Source organism: Curtobacterium sp. ME26 (assembly GCF_903970945.1).
GTDB classification, from domain to species: Bacteria; Actinomycetota; Actinomycetes; order Actinomycetales; family Microbacteriaceae; genus Curtobacterium; species Curtobacterium citri.
In genome coordinates, this window is record NZ_CAJCKG010000045.1 from 1 (window position 1) to 20,569 (window position 20,569).

General features: G+C 73.6%; 19 protein-coding genes and 1 pseudogene. 11 read left to right on the top strand and 9 right to left on the bottom strand.

Annotated features, from left to right (window positions below; genetic code table 11):
- Positions 1–346, top strand: a pseudogene (locus tag H7A69_RS14155) (hypothetical protein); the annotation flags it as partial.
- Positions 343–1,011, top strand: a complete 669-nt coding sequence (locus tag H7A69_RS14160; RefSeq protein ID WP_182047569.1) for a response regulator — start codon at positions 343–345, stop codon at positions 1,009–1,011. The pseudogene H7A69_RS14155 and the gene H7A69_RS14160, both read left to right, overlap by 4 nt.
- A 13-nt stretch (positions 1,012–1,024) precedes the next feature.
- Here H7A69_RS14160 and H7A69_RS14165 read toward each other — a convergent pair whose 3' ends face one another.
- Complete coding sequence (locus H7A69_RS14165; RefSeq protein ID WP_182047570.1) at positions 1,025–1,615, bottom strand: NAD(P)H-dependent oxidoreductase; 591 nt, start codon at positions 1,613–1,615, stop codon at positions 1,025–1,027.
- A gap of 103 nt (positions 1,616–1,718) precedes the next feature.
- On the opposite strand from H7A69_RS14165, the gene H7A69_RS14170 reads away from it, so the two are divergent.
- Positions 1,719–3,383 carry an ABC-F family ATP-binding cassette domain-containing protein gene (locus H7A69_RS14170; RefSeq protein ID WP_182047571.1) on the top strand — a complete coding sequence of 555 codons (1,665 nt, stop codon included), beginning with the start codon at positions 1,719–1,721 and terminating at the stop codon, positions 3,381–3,383.
- 125 nt (positions 3,384–3,508) lie between these two features.
- Here H7A69_RS14170 and H7A69_RS14175 read toward each other — a convergent pair whose 3' ends face one another.
- Complete coding sequence (locus H7A69_RS14175; protein WP_182047572.1) at positions 3,509–4,834, bottom strand: cytochrome P450; 1,326 nt, start codon at positions 4,832–4,834, stop codon at positions 3,509–3,511.
- A gap of 115 nt (positions 4,835–4,949) precedes the next feature.
- Here H7A69_RS14175 and H7A69_RS14180 point away from each other — a divergent pair, with 115 nt between their 5' ends.
- The gene (locus H7A69_RS14180; RefSeq protein ID WP_182047573.1) at positions 4,950–5,861 is read left to right on the top strand and encodes a L,D-transpeptidase; all 912 of its coding nucleotides are present in this window, start codon (positions 4,950–4,952) and stop codon (positions 5,859–5,861) included.
- Here the strand turns inward: H7A69_RS14180 and H7A69_RS14185 are convergent.
- Positions 5,854–6,372 carry a gluconokinase gene (locus tag H7A69_RS14185; RefSeq protein ID WP_182047574.1) on the bottom strand — a complete coding sequence of 173 codons (519 nt, stop codon included), beginning with the start codon at positions 6,370–6,372 and terminating at the stop codon, positions 5,854–5,856. The two genes, H7A69_RS14180 and H7A69_RS14185, sit on opposite strands and share 8 nt — an antisense overlap.
- Positions 6,372–7,913: a GntP family permease gene (locus tag H7A69_RS14190; RefSeq protein ID WP_259346242.1), complete on the bottom strand. Its 1,542-nt coding sequence runs from the start codon at positions 7,911–7,913 to the stop codon at positions 6,372–6,374. Before H7A69_RS14190 ends, H7A69_RS14185 begins: the two co-directional genes overlap by 1 nt.
- Before the next feature lie 223 nt (positions 7,914–8,136).
- On the opposite strand from H7A69_RS14190, the gene H7A69_RS14195 reads away from it, so the two are divergent.
- Positions 8,137–8,847 carry a FadR/GntR family transcriptional regulator gene (locus H7A69_RS14195; protein WP_182047575.1) on the top strand — a complete coding sequence of 237 codons (711 nt, stop codon included), beginning with the start codon at positions 8,137–8,139 and terminating at the stop codon, positions 8,845–8,847.
- Positions 8,848–9,362: 515 nt separating this feature from the next.
- Here the strand turns inward: H7A69_RS14195 and H7A69_RS14200 are convergent.
- The 5 genes from H7A69_RS14200 to H7A69_RS14220 form a co-directional block, all read right to left on the bottom strand.
- Positions 9,363–9,968 carry a GNAT family N-acetyltransferase gene (locus H7A69_RS14200; protein ID WP_182047576.1) on the bottom strand — a complete coding sequence of 202 codons (606 nt, stop codon included), beginning with the start codon at positions 9,966–9,968 and terminating at the stop codon, positions 9,363–9,365.
- A 40-nt stretch (positions 9,969–10,008) separates the two neighbouring features.
- Positions 10,009–10,689: a uracil-DNA glycosylase gene (locus H7A69_RS14205; RefSeq protein WP_182047577.1), complete on the bottom strand. Its 681-nt coding sequence runs from the start codon at positions 10,687–10,689 to the stop codon at positions 10,009–10,011.
- 4 nt (positions 10,690–10,693) lie between these two features.
- Positions 10,694–11,413 (bottom strand): Type 1 glutamine amidotransferase-like domain-containing protein, encoded by a 720-nt coding sequence (locus H7A69_RS14210; protein ID WP_182047578.1) that lies wholly within the window; start codon positions 11,411–11,413, stop codon positions 10,694–10,696.
- Positions 11,410–11,943, bottom strand: a complete 534-nt coding sequence (locus H7A69_RS14215) for a phosphoribosyltransferase (RefSeq protein WP_223246471.1) — start codon at positions 11,941–11,943, stop codon at positions 11,410–11,412. Before H7A69_RS14215 ends, H7A69_RS14210 begins: the two co-directional genes overlap by 4 nt.
- Positions 11,944–12,083: 140 nt before the next feature.
- The gene (locus tag H7A69_RS14220; protein WP_182047579.1) at positions 12,084–12,878 is read right to left on the bottom strand and encodes an SDR family oxidoreductase; all 795 of its coding nucleotides are present in this window, start codon (positions 12,876–12,878) and stop codon (positions 12,084–12,086) included.
- 125 nt (positions 12,879–13,003) lie between these two features.
- Between H7A69_RS14220 and H7A69_RS14225 the strand changes: the two genes are divergently transcribed.
- From H7A69_RS14225 to H7A69_RS14250, 6 genes are all read left to right on the top strand, one after another.
- Positions 13,004–14,101 carry an acyltransferase family protein gene (locus tag H7A69_RS14225; RefSeq protein ID WP_182047580.1) on the top strand — a complete coding sequence of 366 codons (1,098 nt, stop codon included), beginning with the start codon at positions 13,004–13,006 and terminating at the stop codon, positions 14,099–14,101.
- 168 nt (positions 14,102–14,269) lie between these two features.
- Positions 14,270–15,601: a bifunctional o-acetylhomoserine/o-acetylserine sulfhydrylase gene (locus H7A69_RS14230; protein WP_182047581.1), complete on the top strand. Its 1,332-nt coding sequence runs from the start codon at positions 14,270–14,272 to the stop codon at positions 15,599–15,601.
- Positions 15,602–15,674: 73 nt separating this feature from the next.
- The gene (gene metX / locus H7A69_RS14235) at positions 15,675–16,874 is read left to right on the top strand and encodes a homoserine O-acetyltransferase MetX (RefSeq protein WP_182047582.1); all 1,200 of its coding nucleotides are present in this window, start codon (positions 15,675–15,677) and stop codon (positions 16,872–16,874) included.
- Positions 16,875–17,050: 176 nt separating this feature from the next.
- Positions 17,051–18,208, top strand: coding sequence for a sensor histidine kinase (locus H7A69_RS14240; RefSeq protein WP_182047583.1), 1,158 nt, complete (start codon positions 17,051–17,053; stop codon positions 18,206–18,208).
- Positions 18,205–19,527 (top strand): hypothetical protein, encoded by a 1,323-nt coding sequence (locus H7A69_RS14245; RefSeq protein WP_182047584.1) that lies wholly within the window; start codon positions 18,205–18,207, stop codon positions 19,525–19,527. Before H7A69_RS14240 ends, H7A69_RS14245 begins: the two co-directional genes overlap by 4 nt.
- Before the next feature lie 201 nt (positions 19,528–19,728).
- Positions 19,729–20,400: a response regulator gene (locus H7A69_RS14250; protein WP_069710716.1), complete on the top strand. Its 672-nt coding sequence runs from the start codon at positions 19,729–19,731 to the stop codon at positions 20,398–20,400.
- The last annotated feature ends 169 nt before the right edge of the window (positions 20,401–20,569 follow it).

Consider the following 20,569-nt stretch of genomic DNA (forward strand, 5'->3'; position numbering starts at 1 on the left):
CACGTCTACGACGCTGCGCACAACGCCCATACCCCACGCCCCGCTGCCGGCCGCGGCCTCGGGGAGGGTGGAGGACGACGCCGCGAACGCGGCCCTGCACGCTCCGGGGGCCGAGGTGACCGTCACCGTGGACGACCGCGACGACGAGCACCTGACGCTCACGGTCGAGAACGGGGCGCCCGCCGCACCGGCGTCGGGGAGCACGGCAGCAGGTGGGAACGGACTGCGCGGCATGCGTGAGCGGGCGGACCTGGTGGGGGCGCGCCTCCAGACCGGTCCGACGGAGACGGGAGGCTGGTCGGTGACGCTGGGACTCGGACGTGAGTCGGCGGAGGTGCCCCGGTGATCCGGGTGCTGGTGGCGGACGACCAGCCGCTGGTGCGGGCGGGGATGTCGGCCCTGCTCGCGGCCGAGCCCGACGTCGAGGTCGTCGGTGTGGCGGCGGACGGCGGCGAGGCCCTCGCGCTGGCGCGGAGCACACGGCCGGACGTGGCGGTGCTCGACATCCGGATGCCGGTGCGGAACGGCATCGAGGTCGCCCGCGAGCTCTGCGCGCCCGACGCCGACCCCGCCGTGCCGGTGTTGATGCTGACGACCTTCGACCTCGACGACCTGGTGTTCGGCGCGCTCGAGGCCGGGGCGTCCGGGTTCCTGCTCAAGGACGCCGAGCCCGACGTGATCGTCGACGCCGTCCGGCAGGTCGCCGCGGGCAACGGCACCATCGACCAGACCCTGACCCGACGGGTGCTGCGGGAGTTCGTGTCGCGGCGGAGCCTCCAGCCGGTGACCGGCGACCGGGCGTCGGAGGTGCTGACCGCCCGCGAGCGGGACGTGCTGCTGCTCCTCGCGCAGGGGATGTCGAACGAGGAGATCGCGGCGGCACTCGTCGTCGAGGTGTCCACGGTGAAGTCCCACCTGGCGCGGATGCTCCCGAAGCTCGGGGTCCGGTCGCGCCTGCAGGCCGTGGTGTGGGCGTACCAGAACCGGGTGGTGGCGGTCCCCGAGGGATAGCTGCGCTGAGCGGTCACCCGCCGACCGCGGCCACGACGGCGTCGACCGCGGCCGCCACGGCACGCTCCCGCACGTCGGGGTCCTCGTGCTCGGACTCGTGCACGAACGCGGTGGCACCACGGACCGCGCCGCAGTAGTCCACGACCCCGTGCTCGAGCTGCGTCCGGAGTGCCTCGGCGTACCCGTGCCGCTCGTACACCCCGGCGTCGTCGCCGGCGATCGGGACGAGGTGCACCGTGAGCCGTCCGAGCCGACGCTCGATCCGTCCGTCGTCCCCGACGCCGAAGGCCCACCCGTTCACGAACACCCGGTCGAGCCACCCCTTGAGCAGCGCCGGGACCGACCACCACCACACCGGGAACACGAGCACGAGGTGGTCCGCCCGGTCGAGCCGTGCTTGCTCGGCCGCCACGTCGGACGCGGGGTCTTCCCCGGTCCGGTACGTGTGCCGGTCCGCCGCGGTGGAGCGCGGATCGAAGCCCTCGGCGGCGAGGTCGGCGAGCTCGACCGGGCCGGACGTGGCGAGGGCGTCGCGGAGGCGCCGAGCCACGGCGAGCGTCAGCGAGTCGGGGTCGGGATGGGCGGTCACGATGAGGGTCGGCACGACCCCATGATGCCGAGGCACGGTGGACGGACACCGCGCCGGACGGGAGGCGCGCGGCGGGCCAGCACCGGGCCTCCCGTCCGACCCGTGGGACGATTGCCGGATGACCGCCACGCTCGTCGCCAAGGACCTCGCCGGCGGGTACGCCGCACGCACGCTCTTCGAGGGTCTCGACCTCACCGTCGCCCCCGGTGACGTGATCGGTCTGGTCGGGGTGAACGGTGCCGGCAAGTCGACGCTGCTCCGCCTGCTCGCCGGGATCGACGAGCCCCTCGCCGGCACCGTGTCGACGAACCCGCCCGACGCCTTCGTCGGCTGGCTCCCGCAGGAGCACGAGCGCGTCGTGGGCGAGACCGTCGCCGCGTACGTCGCCCGCCGCACCGGGTGCGCGGACGCCACCGCCGACATGGACCGGGCAGCCGAGGCCCTGGGCGCCCCGGACGCCGGCGACGCCGCGGCCGACCGGTACTCCGTCGCGCTCGAGCGCTGGCTCGCGTCCGGTGCCGCCGACCTCGAGGAACGACTGCCCGTGGTGCTCGGCGAACTGGGTCTGGACGTGACGGCGGACGGCGCAGGCGTCGGACCGGACTCGCCGATGACGGCGCTGTCCGGCGGGCAGGCGGCCCGGGTGGGACTGGCCGCGCTGCTGCTCTCCCGCTTCGACGTGGTGCTCCTCGACGAGCCGACGAACGACCTCGACCTCGACGGGCTCGACCGGCTCGAGCAGTTCGTCCGCGGCCTCCGCGGCGGCGCCGTGCTGGTCAGCCACGACCGCGAGTTCCTCGCCCGGTCGGTGACGGCGGTCCTCGAGCTCGACCTCGCCCAGTCGTCGCACCGGCTGTTCGGCGGCGGGTACGAGGCGTACCTCGAGGAGCGCGAGATCGCCCGCCAGCACAAGCGGGACGCGTACGACGAGTACGCCGCCACGAAGGCCGACCTCGTCTCGCGCGCCCGGACGCAGCGCGAGTGGTCGAGCCAGGGCGTGCGGAACGCCATGAAGAAGGCCCCGGACAACGACAAGATCCGCCGGAAGGCCGCGAGCGAGTCGAGCGAGAAGCAGGCGCAGAAGGTGCGGCAGATGGAGTCGCGCATCGCCCGGCTCGACGAGGTCGAGGAGCCCCGCAAGGAGTGGCAGCTCGCCTTCACCATCGGGAGCGCGCCCCGCTCGTCGGCGGTCGTCGCCACCTTGTCCGACGCGGTCTACGAACAGGGCGACTTCACGCTCGGCCCGGTGTCGCTGCAGGTCTCCGGTGGCGACCGCATCGGCATCACCGGTCCGAACGGCGCCGGCAAGTCGACGCTGCTCCGGGCGCTGCTCGGCCGCACCGCGCCGACGACCGGGTCCGCGTCCCTCGGGTCGAGCGTCGCGGTCGGCGAGGTCGACCAGGCCCGCGCGGCGTTCACCGGCGAACAGCCCCTCGCCGCGGCGTTCGAGGACCTGGTCCCCGAGATGACGACGGCCGACGTCCGGACCCTCCTCGCGAAGTTCGGGCTGAAGGCCGACCACGTCGGACGCCCCTCGTCGGCGCTGTCCCCGGGCGAGCGGACGCGCGCTGGTCTCGCCCTGCTGCAGGCCCGCGGGGTGAACGTGCTCGTGCTCGACGAGCCGACGAACCACCTCGACCTCGCCGCGATCGAGCAGCTCGAGCAGGCGCTGGAGTCCTACGACGGCACCCTGCTGCTCGTCACCCACGACCGGCGGATGCTCGACACCGTGCGGTTGGACCGGCGGTGGCGGGTCGAGGCGGGTCGCGTCACCGAGGGCTGACGACGGCGGACTGGCGCGCCCCGCTCAGCGGCAACGCGAAGCGTTGCGCGAGGCGCGCCGACCGAGCCTGCGAGGGAGGACCGTGGCGGGGTCCGCCACGCGCCTCCCGACCGACACCGGTACCGTCAGTGCGCGGAACGGTGGAACGGGCAGCCACCGGAGCGACCGGTGGCCGCGCCGCGGCGCGCGACGCGTCCGCCGGACGACGGCTTCGTCGGCATCCGGCGACGGTCGACGTCGAGCCCGGTGTCGAGCACCTCGAGCCGGGGATCACCGAGCACCGCGACCGCGGTGGCGAGGGCCGCGACCGCGACCTTCTCCCCCGGGCACCGGTGTCCGGTCGCGACGTCCGCGCCGCCGTGGGGCACGAAGGTCCGCACGGCCTCGACGTCGTCCCAGCTCGTGACGTCGAGCCAGCGCGACGGGTCGAACCGGTCGGCGTCCGACCACGAGCGGTCGTCGGTGTCCGTGCCGAGGACGTCGAGCACCACCCGGCCGCCGGCGCGGACGCGCTCCCCGTCGAGCTCGACGTCCTCGGTCGCCCAGGCGGGCAGCACGGGCACGAACGGCGCGGTGCGGCGGATCTCCTGCGCGAACGCGACGGCAACGGGCCCGTCGACCAGGGAGCCGCGCTCGACGGTCTCCTCGGCGATCCGCCGGCGCCACTCCGGCCGGTCGTGCAGCTCCTTCGCCGCGAACGCCACGAACCGGGCGACGGCGATCGCGGGTCGGATCGAGTTCTGCAGCTCGATGCCGGCGGTCCGCGGGGGCAGCAGCGCACCGTCCTGGTCGCGGTGCCAGGCCCACTCGTGGAGCGCCGTGCCCGCCGCGGGGTGCAGGCGCTCGCCCCGGACGGCCTCGACGAGCCGGGCTGCGTGCCGGTCCGACCAGTGCCGGTTCAGCGCCGCGAGCAGGTACTCCGGTGAGTAGGGCACGCCGAACCCGTCGACGACCTGCGCGAGCTTCGCCGCCCACCGGGTCTTCGCGGCGGCCGTGCCGGGCAGGCCCGCCCACCGCATCACCGCGCGACCGATCGCACCGACCGCGGCGTCGTAGGCGCTCCGGCGTCCGCCCGCGAGCCAGGCGTCGCGCTCGCGGGACCACTCCTCGGCGAGGAAGGGCGTGAGGCGGCGGACCTGCTCGTCCTCGTAGGCGACGTCGACGAAGGTCGCCTTGCGGTGCCGGTGCTCGGCGCCGTCGAGCGAGTGCACCGACCCGACCCCGAACAGGGTGCGCTGCACGAGCGCCGGCATCGCCCCGTGCCGTCGCGTGCGGGAGCCGTCGTAGAAGAGGTCGACGCCCTCCTCGCCGCGCACGAGCAGTGCGGGCTTGCCGAGCAGCCGGAACGGGACCGCACGGGCGTCCGGTCGCGTGCGTCGCCAGAGGTGCGCGCCGAAGCCGTAGCCGCGGGTCAGGATGCCGAGGGAGTCGTCGATGGCCATGCCGCCCATGCTGCCGACCGCTCGGTGTCCGTCGGGTCAGACGGGAGTGGCCCGGCGTCGTCACGACGCGCCCGCGCGGTGCGGTCGCGGCCGCGATGTGGTGCACTGGTCCAGGGAGGGGCACATGCGACGCAGGACCTGGGGCATCACGATCGGCGCGGTGGCGGCGGCCGCGCTCGCCGCCGTCGGGATCGGTGCGGCGGTGCAGCCGTCGGCCCCCGTCGAGACCGCTGCCGCGCGCAGCACGGCGACCCCGACCCCGACACCGAGCCCCACCCCGACGCTCCCCGCGGTCCCGGCGGCGGCGTCCGAGGCCGAGCTCGCCGCCCTCCCCCTCGCCTTCCACGACGCGGTCGTGCCCGAGCTCCTCGACGGCAGCCACGTCCGGCCGGACAACCGCTGGGAGATCGCCACGCCGAAGCAGCGGCTCGTCGCGCTGTACGCCGACGCCGCGCCCGACGCCCGCCCGGTGGCGACCCTCGCGTCGACCGTGTCCACCATCGACACGCCCGCGGCGACCGCGGTCTGGGGCCGCTCGGCGGGACAGGACGGCGGCATGGTCCTCGTGTCGACGCCCGCCCGGAACCGGACGCCGGGCGACGGCGGTGACCCCACCGCGCCGAGTGCCACCTTCGCGTGGGCCCGTGCCGCCGACTTCGAGATCGCCCCGACGGACCGGATGATCCGGGTCGACGTCCAGGCCTCGACGGTGTCGGTGGTCGCCAGGGACGGCTCCGTGTCGGCGACCGAGGCGGCCCGGCTCGGCACCCCGGACGACCCGACTCCGACCTCGACCGCCACCTACGTCGAGGCCGCCTACGTCGACGCCCGCGTGACCTACACGCAGGGCAACCCGATCATCCTCACCGGGGCGCACTCCTCGCGGATCCCGCAGTACGGCGGCAACGCGGCCCTGACCGCCCTGCACTACTACCCGGACCCGACCGGCAGCTCGCACGGGTGCGTGCGGATCTCCGCCGCGATGACGACGACCCTGTCGCAGCTGCCGGTCGGGACGGCGATCTGGTTCAGCTGACCGGCTGCAGGCCGAGGCGCACGACGACCTCGGCGGCCTCCTCGTCGGGCGACCGGTCCGCGGCCACCGTCAGGTGCGCCTCGTCCGGCTGCGGCGGTTCGAGCGTCGCCAGCTGCGAGGCGAGGAGCGACGTCGGCATGAAGTGGCCGGACCGGGCGGTCATCCGCTGCTCGATGGTCCCGGTGTCACCGGCGACGTGCACGAACACCACGCCGGGCGCACGCAGCACGTCCCGGTAGGAGCGCTTGAGCGCCGAGCAGGTCACGACGCCCGGAGTCCCCGTGTCGAGGTGCTCCCGGATCCAGGCCGCGACGAGGTCGAGCCACGGCCAGCGGTCGTCGTCCGTGAGCGGTGTGCCCGCATGCATCTTCTCGACGTTCGCCGCCGGGTGCATGTCGTCGCCCTCGGCGAGGTCCCACCCGAGCTGGTCGGCCAGGGTCGCGGCGAGGGTCGACTTGCCCGAGCCGGAGACGCCCATGACCACCAGGACCCGTGCCTCGGAGCCCGGCATCAGAAGAACACCCCGGCGATGAGCACGCCCACCAGGCCGATGACCGAGATGAGGCACTCGAGCACCGTCCACGTCTTGAACGTCTGGCCGACGGTGGTGCCGAGGTAGCCCTTGACGAGCCAGAACCCGGCGTCGTTGACGTGCGACAGGAAGACCGAGCCCGCACCGATCGCGAGCACCAGGAGCGAGGTCTCCGGCGTCGACAGGTCTGCGGCGATCGGGGCCATGATCCCCGCCGCCGTCACGGTCGTGACGGTCGCCGAGCCGGTCGCGACGCGCACGAGCGCGGACACCACCCAGGCGACGAGCAGCACCGAGATGCCCGACTCCTGCACGGCGTCGGCGATCACGCCGCCGATGCCGGTGTCGATGAGGACCTGCTTGAACCCGCCGCCTGCGCCGACGATGAGCAGGACCCCGGCGACCGGGGGCAGGGCGTCCTCGAGCGACTTCGCGACCGCGCTCCGGCCCATGCCGCCCCCGATCGCGAAGAACACCATCGCGAAGACGGTCGCGATGCCGATCGCGATGATCGGGCTGCCGAGGAAGTCGAGGAGCGAGACCCACGCACCGGCGGCGTCGGGAGCGGTCGCCTCACGGACGGCCTGGGCGAGCATGAGGACGACGGGCAGCAGGATGCCGACGAGCGCGACCGCGAACGACGGGCTGCGCGGTTCGCTGATCACGCGGGTGAAGTCGCTCTTGCCGTTCGGCAGCGACGCGGTGTCCTGCGTGGCGGGGCCGCGGCGTGCCTCCCGGCCGGCGTGCGCGGGGTCGGACGACCCGGACCCGCGCGACCCGAACATGTCCGGGGCGGGGATGTCGACCCACCGTGCGGCGAACCGGGCGAAGACCGGGCCGGCCAGCACGATGACCGGGATCGCCAGGACGATGCCGAACGCGAGGGTCGTGCCGAGGTTCGCGCCGACGGTCGACACCGCGACGAGCGGGCCGGGGTGCGGCGGGACGAACGCGTGCATCGTGGACAGGCCGACGAGGGCGGGCACCGCGATCTTCATGATCGGGACGTCGCTGCGCTTGGCGACGAGCACGATGATCGGGATGAGGAGCACGAGGCCGACCTCGAAGAACATCGGCAGGCCGATCAGTGCGCCGATGAGCGCCATCGTCCACGGCAGCGCGGCCTTCGACGAGCGCCGCACGAGGGTGTCGACGACCCGGTCCGCGGCACCCGAGTCGACGAGCATCCGACCGAACATGGAGCCGAGGCCGACCAGGATGCCGACGCTCGTCATCGTGGCACCGAACCCCGTACCGAAGCTCGTGACCGCCTTGTCGGGGGCGAGACCGGCCCCGATGCCGACGCCGAGCGCACCGATCGTCAGCGCGACGAACGGGTGCACCTTGAGCCAGGTGATGAGCACGATGATCACCACGATGCCGAGCAGCGCCGCGGTGATCAGCTGTCCGATCGGACCGGAGGGGTCGACGGTCTGCGTGCCGCCGCCCTCGGCGGCCAGGACGGTCAGCCCGTGCAACGTGTCGACCGGCGCGGTTCCTCCGGTGGGTGCGTGAGGCATCGGTGCCCCTTCCTGGAGCCGCCGCTTCGCGGCTCCGTCGCCTTCGTGTGGGTGTCGTGAGGCCCGGGCGGTCGCGTGCAACGCCCGTCCCGAATAATCTGACAAATCAGACTCTACTGCCATGCGCCGCGCGGCACCCGCCCTGCGGCGCAGTCTGCCGCTTCGATGGAGAGCGCGTCACACCGGCGCGTCCGACGTCCTGCACCGCACAACCGGAGGAACGATGACCACCGCCCGCGGGCTCCACGCCCACGTGCTCGAGACCCTCGGGCAGCGCATCGTCGACGGGGTCCTCGCCCCGGGGGCGGTCGTCCGGCCGGAGCTGGTCGCGTCCGAGTTCGGCGTGTCGCGGTCGGTCGTCCGCGAGGCCCTGCGCGTCCTGCAGTCGCTCGGGCTCGTCGAGCCACGGCAGCGCGTCGGAACCCAGGTCCTCCCGACGACCTCGTGGGAGCTCCTCGCGCCGACGGTCATCCGGTGGCGCGGCGCGTCGCCGGCGTACTTCGTGCAGCAGCGGGAACTCCTGGAACTGCGGCTCGGCGTCGAACCCGTGGCAGCGGCCCTCGCGGCCGAGGTGCGGGGCGGACCCGCCGCCGGCGCCGCCGTGCTCGAGGCAGCCCGCGCCATGCTGGACGCCTGCGCGCGCGAGGACAGTCGCGCCTACCTGGAGGCGGACGTCCGCTTCCACCGTGCGCTCCTCACCGGGTCGGGCAACACCGTCTTCGCCCACTTCGCCGGCACCGTCGAGGCGCTCCTGCGCACCCGCACCTCGGAGTCGCGGGACACGATCACGCGCTGGACGCTCGACGCGGCGGTCCGGCACGAGGCGGTGGCGCTCGCGGTCGTCGCCGGGGACGCCGCGGCGGCGGGCACGGCCGCCACGGCGCTGCTGCGCGTCACGCGCGACGAGTTCATCGCCGAGGCGCCCGGGTCCTGACCCGGTCCGCCGGCGACGGCCCGCCGCCCGCGGGTCGTTTCGGGCGTACCCGGTCGTTCCGGGAGTACCTGGTCGTTCCGGGAGTACCTGGTCGTTCCGATCGACCAGGCATGCTCGATCCCACCAGCCAGAGCACGCGTGATGGGAAGGAACGGGCGGACGGGAGGCGCGTGGCGGCCCCGGCCCCGCACCTCCCGTGCCGGATCGTGCTGCGCGGACCGGGTGCCGGGTCGTTCCGGGCGTACCGGGTCGTTCCGGGAGCACCTGGTCGTTCCGATCGACCAGGCACGCCCGATCCCACCAGCCACCGCACGCAAGATGGGAAGGAACGGGCGGACGGGAGGCGCGTGGTGGCCCCGGCCCCGCGCCTCCCGTCCGCCCGTGGGTCACGACGCGAGGCGGTGGCGTCGACGCGAGACGCCGTCCAGGGAGCCGAGACGCCGCACGCCTGGCGGCGTCTCGCCGCGCTCGGCGGCGTCTCGCGGCGACGGCGGCGTCCCGCGCCGCTCCCGGCGTCAGCGCCGGGAGCGGAAGAGCCGCGGCCCGCGCAGACGGAGCCGCATCGTCACGGTGCCGAGCCAGCGGTCGTACTTGAAGCCGACCTTCCCCATGCGGCCGACCTCCTCGAAGCCGAGCCGCTCGTGCAGGCGGATCGAGGCCTCGGCCTGGCGGTCGGCGATGACGGCGATGACCTCCCGGACGCCGGCGGCGCGGCACTCGTCGAGCAGCGCCTCCATGAGCGCCCGGCCGAGCCCCTTGCCACCGGAGGCGGCACCGAGGTAGATCGAGTCCTCGACCACGTGGTTCGACCGGTCGCGGGGGTTCCACGGGTCGACGAGCGCGTAGCCGAGGATCTGGCCCGAGGGGTTCTCGGCGACGAGGAACGGCAGGCCTCGGCGACGGACCTCGTCGTAGCGCTGCTTCCACCGGGCGAAGGTGAAGGCGGACGGGTCGAAGGTCACCGACGAGTTCCGGACGTAGTGCGTGTGGATCTCGCGGACGTCGGGCAGGTCCCGCGGTTCGGCGGCACGGATCGTGTACGTGAACGCCGCCTCGGCGGCCACGGGCGCACGCAGGTGGCGGGGCAGGACACGCCGGCGCTGGTATTCCTCCTCGAGCACGGGACCGAGCCTACTGTCCACCACCCCGACGGCACCGCGGTCAGGCGGGCAGCGTCCAGTCGACGGGCTCGGCACCCTGCGCACGGAGCAGCGCGTCGACCTGCGAGAACGGCTTGCTGCCGAAGAACCCGCGCGACGCACTCAGGGGCGACGGGTGCGCGGACGCCACCACGGGGGTGTCACCGAGGAGCGGCCGGACCGAGGCGGCCTGCGCGCCCCAGAGCACGGCGACGAGCGGGGTGCCACGGGCGACGAGCGCGCGGACGGCCTGGTCGGTGACCGCTTCCCACCCCTTGCCGCGGTGGCTGCCGGCGGCCCCGGCCTCCACGGTAAGCACCCGGTTGAGCAGCAGCACGCCCTGCTCGGACCATGCTCGGAGATCACCGTGCTCCGGGGGCGTCACGCCGAGGTCGTCGTGCAGCTCCCGGTAGATGTTCGCCAGGCTGCGGGGCACCGGTCGGACGTGCGGGTCGACCGCGAAGGAGAGCCCGATCGGGTTGCCGGGCGTCGGGTACGGGTCCTGCCCGACGACGAGGACCTTCACGTCGGCGAACGGCTGCGTGAACGCGCGGAGCACGTTCTCCCCCGAGGGCAGGTAGTGCCGACCGGCGGCGACCTCGTCGCGGAGCCAGTCGCCCATGCGGTGGACGTCGTCCTCGACGGGCGCGAGCGCCTCGGCCCAGCCGGGGTCGACGAGCTCGGCGAGCGGACGGGGTCGCACGCGCCTAGGCGCCCATGGTGGCGACGGAGACGGTCTCGTCGCCGGCCACGACGCGCCAGACGCTGCCGGTGCCGCGGACCTCGAGTGCGCCCTCGCCGACGACCAGCGCGGTGTCCTCGTCGACGGCGAGCCCGGCGGTCACGAACTCGGCCTCGGCCGCCGCGATCAGCCGGGCGAGCGTGCCGGCCTGCACGGCGTGCACGTCGATGGTCAGGTCGACGAGCCCGAGGCCCTCGCGCAGCTCGACCTCGTCGAGACCCTCGGAGGAATGCTCGGGGCAGACCTCGACGCCACCGATGCGCCAGCCGCCCACCAGGGCACGGTCGGCGGCGACCATCGCGCCCGCCGAGTAGCCGAGGTACGGCAGGCCGTCGGAGACGAGCAGCCGGATCTGGTCGACGAGCGGCTGGATCGCCTCGAGGTAGTGCGGGGTGACGCCGCCGCCCACCACGAGTGCGTCGACGTCGCTCAGGACGGTCGTGGCGAAGACCTCGCCCGGGGCGACCTCGGTCACCAGGACCTCGGCCTGTCGAGCGCCGCCGAGGGCCTCGGCGATGTCCGCTGTCGACGACGGCGAGGCACCGGAGGCGCCAGCCACGGAGAGCAGGGCGATGCGGGGCACGCTCCGCCCGACCGCGGCGGAACGGGCGGTGGCCTCGGCGAGGAACGGCGCGGCGACGTCCGCGGCGACGAGGGGCCCGCCGCCGACGAGGTGGATGCTCACGACTCGGCCGTCACCGGTGCGAGGGCGCTCCACGGGAAGGTGATCCACCCGTCGACACGGCGCCAGACGTGGTCGGGCTCGAGCACGGTGCCGGGCTTCGAGTAGAGGCAGGCGCTCCGGACGTCGGCTCCGGCGTTGCGGATGATGTCGACGACCAGGCGCAGCGTGCGGCCCGAGTCGGACACGTCGTCGACGACCAGGACGCGCTTGCCGGCGAGGCTCGGGGCGTCGAGCGCGGGCGACAGGATGACGGGCTCCTCGAGGCGCTGCTCGACGTCCGTGTAGAACTCGACGTTGATCGAGCCGCACTCCTTGGTGCCGAGCGCGTACGCGACCGCGCCGGCGATGATCAGCCCGCCGCGGGCCACCGCCACGACGACCTCGGGCTCGAAGCCGGACGACAGGACGTCCTTGGCGAGCAGCCGAGCGGCGTCGCCGAACTCCAGCCAACCGAGCACCTCGGGCCCGCTCGTCACGGTCACGGTCGAGGGAGCCTGTGCGGCTGACCCGGGTTCGCTGCTGATCGGCATCCGCCCACGGTACCGGCAGGGACCCCGCCGCCGCGACCCGTGCACCACCGCCGCGCGTGCCGGGACGCCCGCGCTCGTTCGACCCGCGCACCGGCAGCGGCCGTTGCACCGACCGGTGCCGCGGTGCCGGGCGGCCGCGCTCAGCTGCGCGGGGTGAGCGGTCCGCGCGCGAGCTTGTGCTGGGCGGACTGGGCGACGGGCCGCACGGTGACCAGGTCGAGGTTGACGTGCGCCGGCAGCTCGACGGCGTGCACGATCGCCGCGGCGACGTCGTCGGCCACCAGCGGCTCCGGCACGTCGGCGTAGACGGCGGCGGCCTTCTCCCGGTCCCCGCGGAAGCGCGTGAGGGCGAACTCGTCGGTCTTCACCAGGCCCGGGGCGATCTCCACCACGCGGAGCGGCTCACCGTTCAGCTCGAGCCGGAGGGCGGCGACCAGCGCGTGCTCGGCGAACTTCGCGGCGTTGTACCCGCCGCCGTTCTCGTAGGCCACGTGCCCGGCGGTGCTCGTCACGGTGACGACGTCGGCCACACCCGCGGTCGTCGCACGACGGCGGAGCTGCGGCAGGAGCGCGGCGGTGACGCGCTTGGTACCGATGACGTTCACCTCGAACATCGCGCGCCAGTCGTCGACGTCGGACTCCTCCACGCTCGCCGAGCCGAGTGCGCCACCGGCGTTGTTGACGAGGACGTCGGCGCCGCCGAGCCCGTCGACCCGCTCGGCGAGCGCCGCGACCGCGTCGGCGTCGGTCACGTCGGCCACCAGCACCTGGGCACCGGTCTCCGCGGCGAGCGCCTCGAGCTTCTCCAGCCGACGGGCGACGGCGAGCACCTGCCAGCCGTGCGCGCGGAACAGCCGGACGGTGGCGGCGCCGATGCCGGAGCTCGCGCCGGTGACGACGGCGAGGCGCTCGGTGGTGTCGGGACGAGACGGCATGGGTCCTCCAGGGGGTCGGCCTCCCACCGTACCGATCCGGCGAGCGGGCGGGCCCCGGCCCGGTCCGGCGAGCGCGCGGGCCCGGCGCGGCCCGCCGGGCGGGCCGTCCGGTACCGTGACCGACCATGACGACGGACGCCGCTCCCCCAGCGCCCGCGGCCCCGGCGACGCCGCTCGAGCCCGGCCGCGCGCCCCGCCGCATCCCGATGTGGGACACGGCGCGCTTCGTCGCGGTCACCCTGGTCGTCGTCGGGCACGCGATCCAACGGCAGACGGCCGGCAGCGAGCACGCCCTGGCGCTCTACACGTTCATCTACGCCTTCCACATGCCGGCGTTCGGCGTGATCAGCGGGTACTTCTCGTCCGCAGCCACGCCCACCGCCGCCCGGATGCGTCGGACCTTCACGGACATCGTCGTGCCGTACATCGTCATGCAGACGATCTGGACCGTGGTGCAGGCCGTGGTCGAGGGCGGCAAGGAGTTCAACCCGACGAAGCCGACCTGGACGCTGTGGTTCCTGCTCGCGCTCGGGATCTTCCGGCTGATCCTGCCGTACCTGGCGATCCTGCGGTGGCCGCTCGTCTGGGCCCTGGCGCTGAGCGTGGGCGTCGGGTACCTCGACAACGTCGACTCGACGTTCTCGCTCGGTCGCGCGATCAGCCTGCTGCCGTTCTTCCTGCTCGGCTGGCAGGTCAAGGAGTGGGGCGTGTTCGACCGCTGGTACGAGGCCCCGCGGCGCACCGTCGTGCGGGTCCGCGTCGCGGCCGCGACGGTCTTCGCCGCGTGGGCCGCGGCGTGCCTGCTCTTCATCCCGCAGTTCGCGGACTTCGACCTGCACCACTGGTTCTTCTACGACGACTCGTACTCGGGCCTGGGCGAGGACGCCTGGTGGGCGGGTGGCGTGCGGCTCGGCCTGGTGCTGCTCGCGACCCTGCTGACCGCGTCGTTCCTGCTCCTGGTCCCCCGCCGGACGGTCTGGATCACCCGCTTCGGCGCCGCGACGATGTCCGTCTACCTGCTCCACACGTTCGTGCTCTACCCGATCCGCGAGTCCGGGATCCTGGCCGGCGAGCACTCCGCCTGGCCGTACGTGCTCCTCATGGTCGCGGTCGCCTGCGCGGTCAGCCTGTTCCTGGCGCAGCCGTTCGTGCGGCGCGGGATGCGGTGGCTGCTCGAGCCGAAGGTCGACTGGCTGTTCCGCCGGGACGTCGCCGGCCGCTGATCAGGACGGGAGGCGCGGCCCACGTCCGGCGCGCGCGTTACGTCGTGCGGCGGGCGCGCTGGTGCCCGGCCGGCCACCTGCGTACCGTGACGGACGTCGCAGCGCCGCACCGGGCCTCCCGGCCGGCGCCCGCGACCCGACGACCGCCAGGACCCGACAGGAGCACCGATGAGCACGAACGACGCCGCCGCCTGGCGGTTCGAGACGACGCAGGTCCACGCCGGCGCGCAGCCCGACCCGACGACGGGCGCGCGGGCGACCCCGATCTACAAGACGACCTCGTACGTGTTCGAGGACTCGGACCACGCCCGCGACCTCTTCGCGCTGGCGCGGCCGGGCAACATCTACTCGCGGATCATGAACCCGACGAACGACGTCGTCGAGCAGCGGATCGCCGCGCTCGAGGGCGGCACGGGCGCGCTCCTGGTGTCGAGCGGCCAGGCCGCGGAGACCTACGCAGTGCTCAACATCGCGGGTGCCGGCGACCACATCGTGTCCTCGTCGTCGATCTACGGCGGCACGTACAACCTGTTCAAGTACACGCTCGCGAAGCTCGGCATCGAGACGACGTTCGTCGAGGACCAGGACGACCTCGAGGAGTGGCGCCGCGCCGTCCGACCGAACACGAAGCTGTTCTTCGCGGAGACGATCGGCAACCCGCGCATCAACGTCCTCGACATCGCCGGCGTCAGCAGCGTCGCGCACGAGTCCGGGCTGCCGCTCATCGTCGACAACACGATCGCGACGCCGTACCTCATCCGGCCCTTCGAGCACGGGGCCGACATCGTCGTGCACTCGGCGACGAAGTTCCTCGGCGGTCACGGCACGGAGATCGGCGGCGTCATCGTCGACGGCGGCCGCTTCGCCTGGTCGGAGCACGCCGAGCGGTTCCCGGAGTTCAACTCCCCCGACCCCTCGTACCACGGTGCCGTGTTCGCGCAGGCCGTCGGCAACGAGCTCGCCTACGTCGTGAAGGCCCGGGTGCAGCTGCTCCGCGACCTCGGCGCGTCGAACTCGCCGGACACCGCCTTCGCACTGCTGCAGGGCATCGAGACGCTGTCGCTGCGCATCGAGCGGCACGTGTCGAACGCGCAGGAGATCGCCGAGTGGCTCGACCGGCACCCGGACGTCGCGTCGGTGTCCTACGCGGGCCTGCCCACCTCGCCCTGGTACGCCGCGGCGACGAAGTACGCCCCCCGGGGCGTCGGTGCGGTCCTGTCCTTCGAGCTGAAGGGCGGCGTGTCCGCCGGGCGGGCGTTCGTCGACGAGCTGCGGCTGTTCTCGCACCTGGCGAACATCGGCGACGTGCGCTCGCTCGTGATCCACCCAGCGTCGACGACCCACTCGCAGCTGACGCCCGAGCAGCAGTTGACCACGGGGGTCACCCCTGGGCTCGTGCGGCTGTCGGTCGGCATCGAGAACGTCGAGGACCTGCGTGCCGACCTCGAGGCGGGGCTCGCTGCGGCGCGGGCCGTCTCGCAGGAGGGCCAGCGCGCCTGACGCCCCGGCCGGGCGGAGCAGGGGTGACGTAACACGGCGGAGGTGGGGCGCGCCTCCCGGCAGACTGGACGCGATGGACTGGCAGACGATCCCCGAGGACTCGGTCCCGTCCACCCTCGTGCCCGGATCCGAGCTCGGGACGCTCGGCAAGCCGCCCGCCACCGGCGCCTGGCGCCCCGGCGACCACCCCGGCTCGCGGCGGTTCGCCTCGCTCGGCGAGCAGTGGGTGCGCGGCGGCCGCATCCCCTCGGTCCGGGTGGCGTACGAGACCTGGGGCGAGCTGAACGCAGCGCGGGACAACGCGGTCCTCGTCCTCCACGCGATGACCGGCGACTCCCACGTCGCCGGCCCGCCCGGACCCGGGCACCGCACCGCCGGGTGGTGGGGGGACGTCGTCGGGCCGGGGCGCGCGATCGACACCGACCGGTGGTTCGTCGTCGCACCGAACGTGCTCGGCGGCTGCCAGGGCACGACCGGCCCCTCGTCCGTGGCGCCGGACGGCGTCGAGTGGGGCTCGCGGTTCCCGTTCGTCACCGTGCGCGACCAGGTCGCCGTGCAGGCGCAGCTGGCCGACCTCCTCGACATCGACGTGTTCGCGGCGGTGGTCGGCGGCTCGATGGGCGGCATGCACGCCCTCGAGTTCGCCGTCACGCACCCGTCGCGCGTGCAGCGGCTCGCCGTCCTCGCGACGACCGCGCAGACGACGGCCGACCAGATCGCGGCGAACTCGCTCCAGCGCGCGGCGATCCAGACCGATCCCGCCTACAACGGCGGTGACCACCACGAGGCCGACGCGGGCGAGGGTCCGCACCGCGGGCTGTCCCTCGCGCGACGGATGGCGCTCATGACCTACCGGGCGCCGGACGAGCTGAACGGACGCTTCGCGCGGTCGTGGCAGAGCGACGTCTCCCCGCTCGGCGACGACGGACGATTCTCGGTGGAGAGCTACCTCGACTTCCACGGCAACCGGTTCACTCGACGGTTCGACGCCGCGTCGTACGTCGCCCTCACCCACGCGATGGACTCGCACGACGTCGGCGCCGGGCGGGGCGGGGTCGCGGCGGCACTCGGTCGGGTGACGGCGCGGACCCTGGTGCTCGGGGTGTCGAGCGACCGGCTGTTCCCGCTCGAGGACCAGCACCGGATCGCGGCCGGCGTCCCGGACACGCTCGACGGCGACCGCGCCGCGGTGCTCGAGAGCGAGTTCGGGCACGACGGGTTCCTCATCGAGCACGAGGCGGTGGGGGCGCACCTCCGGCGGCTCCTGGACTGAGCCGCAGGCGGTTCCGCCCGGTAACGATCCCGCAGCCATCCGAATCCCGCAGCGCGCCGAACACCCCTCAACGGGTGCCCCTCGTGGAATGATGTCGTCGGAGGCCCCTGAAGGGGGCTCGGTTTCCCGCCGAACACCCGCTCCACATCCGCTTGACGTCACCAACCAGGACATCGATGGACTTCATCGCACAGGAACGCGACCGCTTGCTGCGGTCCACCACCCGTGTCGTCGGCGTCACGTGTGCCCTGGTCTCCGTCGTCGGGATCGTCAGTTCGCTGGCCGTCCCCCTCGTGCCGCTCCTCGGCGGCCTCGCCTGCGTCGCGGTCCTCATCGCGGCCCTCCTCGTGTTCGGCACGAACGGATCCGTCTGGTGGACCGCCCTCGCGCTCGCCGCCGGGCTGGGCGCCCTCGCGCTCCTGCTCGTCGGTGCCGACCCGGACGTGCGGACCGTCGTGGCCAGTGCCGTCGTGCCGCTCGCCGCCGGTTCGCTGTCCGCACCGCTCATGGCGCAGCGGGGCACCCCGGTCGGTCTCGCGATGACGATCGTCGCGGGCGTCGCGGCGGTCGGCGTGGTCGCGTGGGCGTCCGGCGGCCCCCTGTCCGGTGCGACCGGCGGGGTCGTGCTCGGCTGGGTGCTCGTCGCGGTCGTGTCGGTGTGGATCGCCCGGAGCATCCCCCGGGTCGCCCGGCGCATCATGAGCATCGGCACCGCCCACCGCGCCGAACGCCAGGCCAGCGAGACCGAGGCACAGCGCCGGCAGGGCGCACGCCTCCTCCACGACACCGTGCTCGCGACGCTCACGCTCCTCGCGCACTCGGGCGTCGGCGTCTCCGAGCAGGCCATGCGGGAGCAGGCCGCCGAGGACGCCAGGCTGCTCCGACACCTCCGCCTCGGCGCGACCCCGCAGCCCCAGCAGTCCGGCGACTACTCCCTCACCCGCGAGGAGGAGTCCCCCCTCGGACAGACCCTCGAGTCGGTGAAGCAGCGCTTCGGCCGGATGGGGCTCGAGGTCAGCTGGCACGGCACCGGCCAGGTCCTGCTCCCGTCGCACGTGCTCGACGCGTTCCTCCTCGCGCTCGGCGAGTGCCTGGAGAACGTCCGTCGGCACGCCGGCGTCGGCGAGGCGCACGTCACGATCGTGCACGACCAGGAGACCGTCCGCGCGATGGTGACGGACTCCGGCGTCGGCTTCGACCTCGACGCGGTCAGCGCGGAACGCCTCGGCTTCAAGGAGAGCGTGGTCAGCCGGCTCCGCGAGGTCGGCGGCGACGCCAAGCTGTTCTCCGCCCCGGGATCGGGCACCACCGTCGTCCTGGAGGCACCCCGATGACCCGCGTCCCCGAGGACACCATCAGCCGCGGACTGCCCGGCGACACCGTGCAGCAGGCACCACGGACCCGGCGCGAGGCCCGCGAGCGCTACCGCGGGAGCGAGCGGCGTCAGGCCCGCGGACTCCCCTCGACCTCGACGGGCGCGCGGTCGCTGCGGCAGGCCGCGAAGCCGGGCGCCTCGCTCGGCGCCGGCTACCTCGGGCTCGGCGCGGCGGTCCTCGCCGCGATCGAGGCCGTCGCGGGACTGGTGTTCTTCGTCGCCCGACTGCCCGAGTACGCGAACCCCTGGCTCCCCGCCGCGGCGTGGGCCCTCTACCTGGTCGCCGCGGTCGGCGTCGGGCTGAGCCTGATGACCTACGGCGAACGCCTGACCGGCACCGCGTTCGGCCTGATCTGCGCCGTGCTCGCCTGTGTCGTGACGCTCGACTTCATCGGGATCTTCCCCGAGCACGACATCGCCCACTCGGTCAGCGCGGCCGTCGCCGCGGGCTTCGCACTGCTCCCGGTCGCGGCGCTGCGTCCCGCCCGCGAGGTCGCGGCCGCGATCGCCGTACTCGGCATCGCCTTCGCCGTCGTCGCCGTCCTCTCCACCCCGATCACGTCGGACACGCTGCCCGGGATCGTGTCCCTGCTCGCCCTGGTGGTCGTCCCCCCGTCGCTCGCGCTCTACGTCGTGCACCGGTTCCGCCAGCTCGTCCAGCGCGAACTCGACCGGGTGCTCGTGCAGAGCAACGTGCAGGCGCCGCAGTTCGCGGTCGGCATGCTCGCCTCGGACGAACTGGCCCGCCTCGACCTGGCCGCGGAGAAGCTCCTCGACGCCGTCGCGAACGGGTCCGACCCACTGCCGCTCTCGGACGCCTCCGCGTCGGTCGCCGCATCCCTGGCCACCGAGCTCCGGCTGCACCTCATCGAGGGGCGCCGGGAGACCTGGCTGTACCACGCGATCACCGAGTCCGACCACCTGGGACGCTCCGTCAGCGTCGCCGACCCGCAGTCGCTCGCCGGGCACCTGACCCCCGCGCAGCGCGACGGGCTGCTGCAGGCGCTCTGGCAGATGGTCGGGGACGGCCGTCCGAACCACCCCGGCTCCCCGGTCGTCTCCGTGACGCTCGGGCCCATCGGCTCGGACGGCCACCCGGTCTCCGACGAGCGGATGGACGTGCCGATCGTGTTCGAGTCCCGCGGGGTCCCCCGCCGCCGACTCGGACCGACGGCGTGGAGTGCCCTGCAGCGCGTCGGCCCGTACACGGACTCCGTCCGCGACGGGGTCCTCCACATCGTGTCCCACTGCGTCGTCGACCGACACCCGACGATGTAGCGAGACCCGCGACCCGCGACGGCACCCCACCAGCACGACCAGCACCAGCACGACCGGCACCGCCGCACGACCAGTCACACCGCACGACCCGCACCACCGCCCGGCCGGGCCCGATCTGCCGGACACCCGCTCCACCTGCCCGACCAGAACGGCCCGTCCACCTAGGATCGGCCCCGCACCTCCTTCGAGAAAGGACGCCTGATGGCGACTCCAGAGGAACCGATCCGACTCGCACTCGTCGACGACCACCGGATGCTGCTCGGCGCGCTGACCGAGTGGATCCGCAGCGCCGCGGACGACATCACGCTCGTCGCCGCGGTGACCACCTGGCCGGAGCTCCTCACGAGCCCCGCGTTCCCGGTCGACGTGGTCCTGCTCGACCTCGACCTCAAGGACTCGATCCCGGTCTCGCTGAAGATCTCGACGTTGAAGACGGCCGGCGTCAAGACCGTCGTCATGAGCACGTACTCGGAGCCGAACGTCGTCCGTGAGGCCCTGGCCTCCGGTGCCCTCGGCTACCTCGTCAAGAGCGAGGACGCCGACATGATCGTCGAGGCGATCCGTGCCGCCCAGCGCGGCGAGCAGTACGTGTCCGCGGAGCTCGACCTGGCGATCAACAGCGGCGACGTCGGCGGTGTCCCGAAGCTCAGCGCGCAGGAGCGTCGCGTGATGGCGCTCTACGGCGGTGGCGAGCCCGTGAAGAGCGTCGCCTACCAGCTCGGCATCTCCGAGGAGACCGCCAAGAGCTACCTCAAGCGCATCCGCGAGAAGTACCGCGTCGCCGGCTTCGACGTCGGCACGAAGGTCGCGCTGCGGAAGCGTGCGATCACCGACGGCATCATCGTGCAGGACGGCAGCCCCGTCGGGCTGTAGCGGTCGGTCCGGTACCGGACCACACGACGGACGGGAGGCCCGTGGCGACACGATCGGACGAGCGTCGTGTCGGGAACGAGAGCTCAGAGCCGGGTAGACCGGCAGTACCGGATGCCCGTTACCAGATAATAGTAAAGTACACATCGTCCCACACAATCTCAGACCCCGC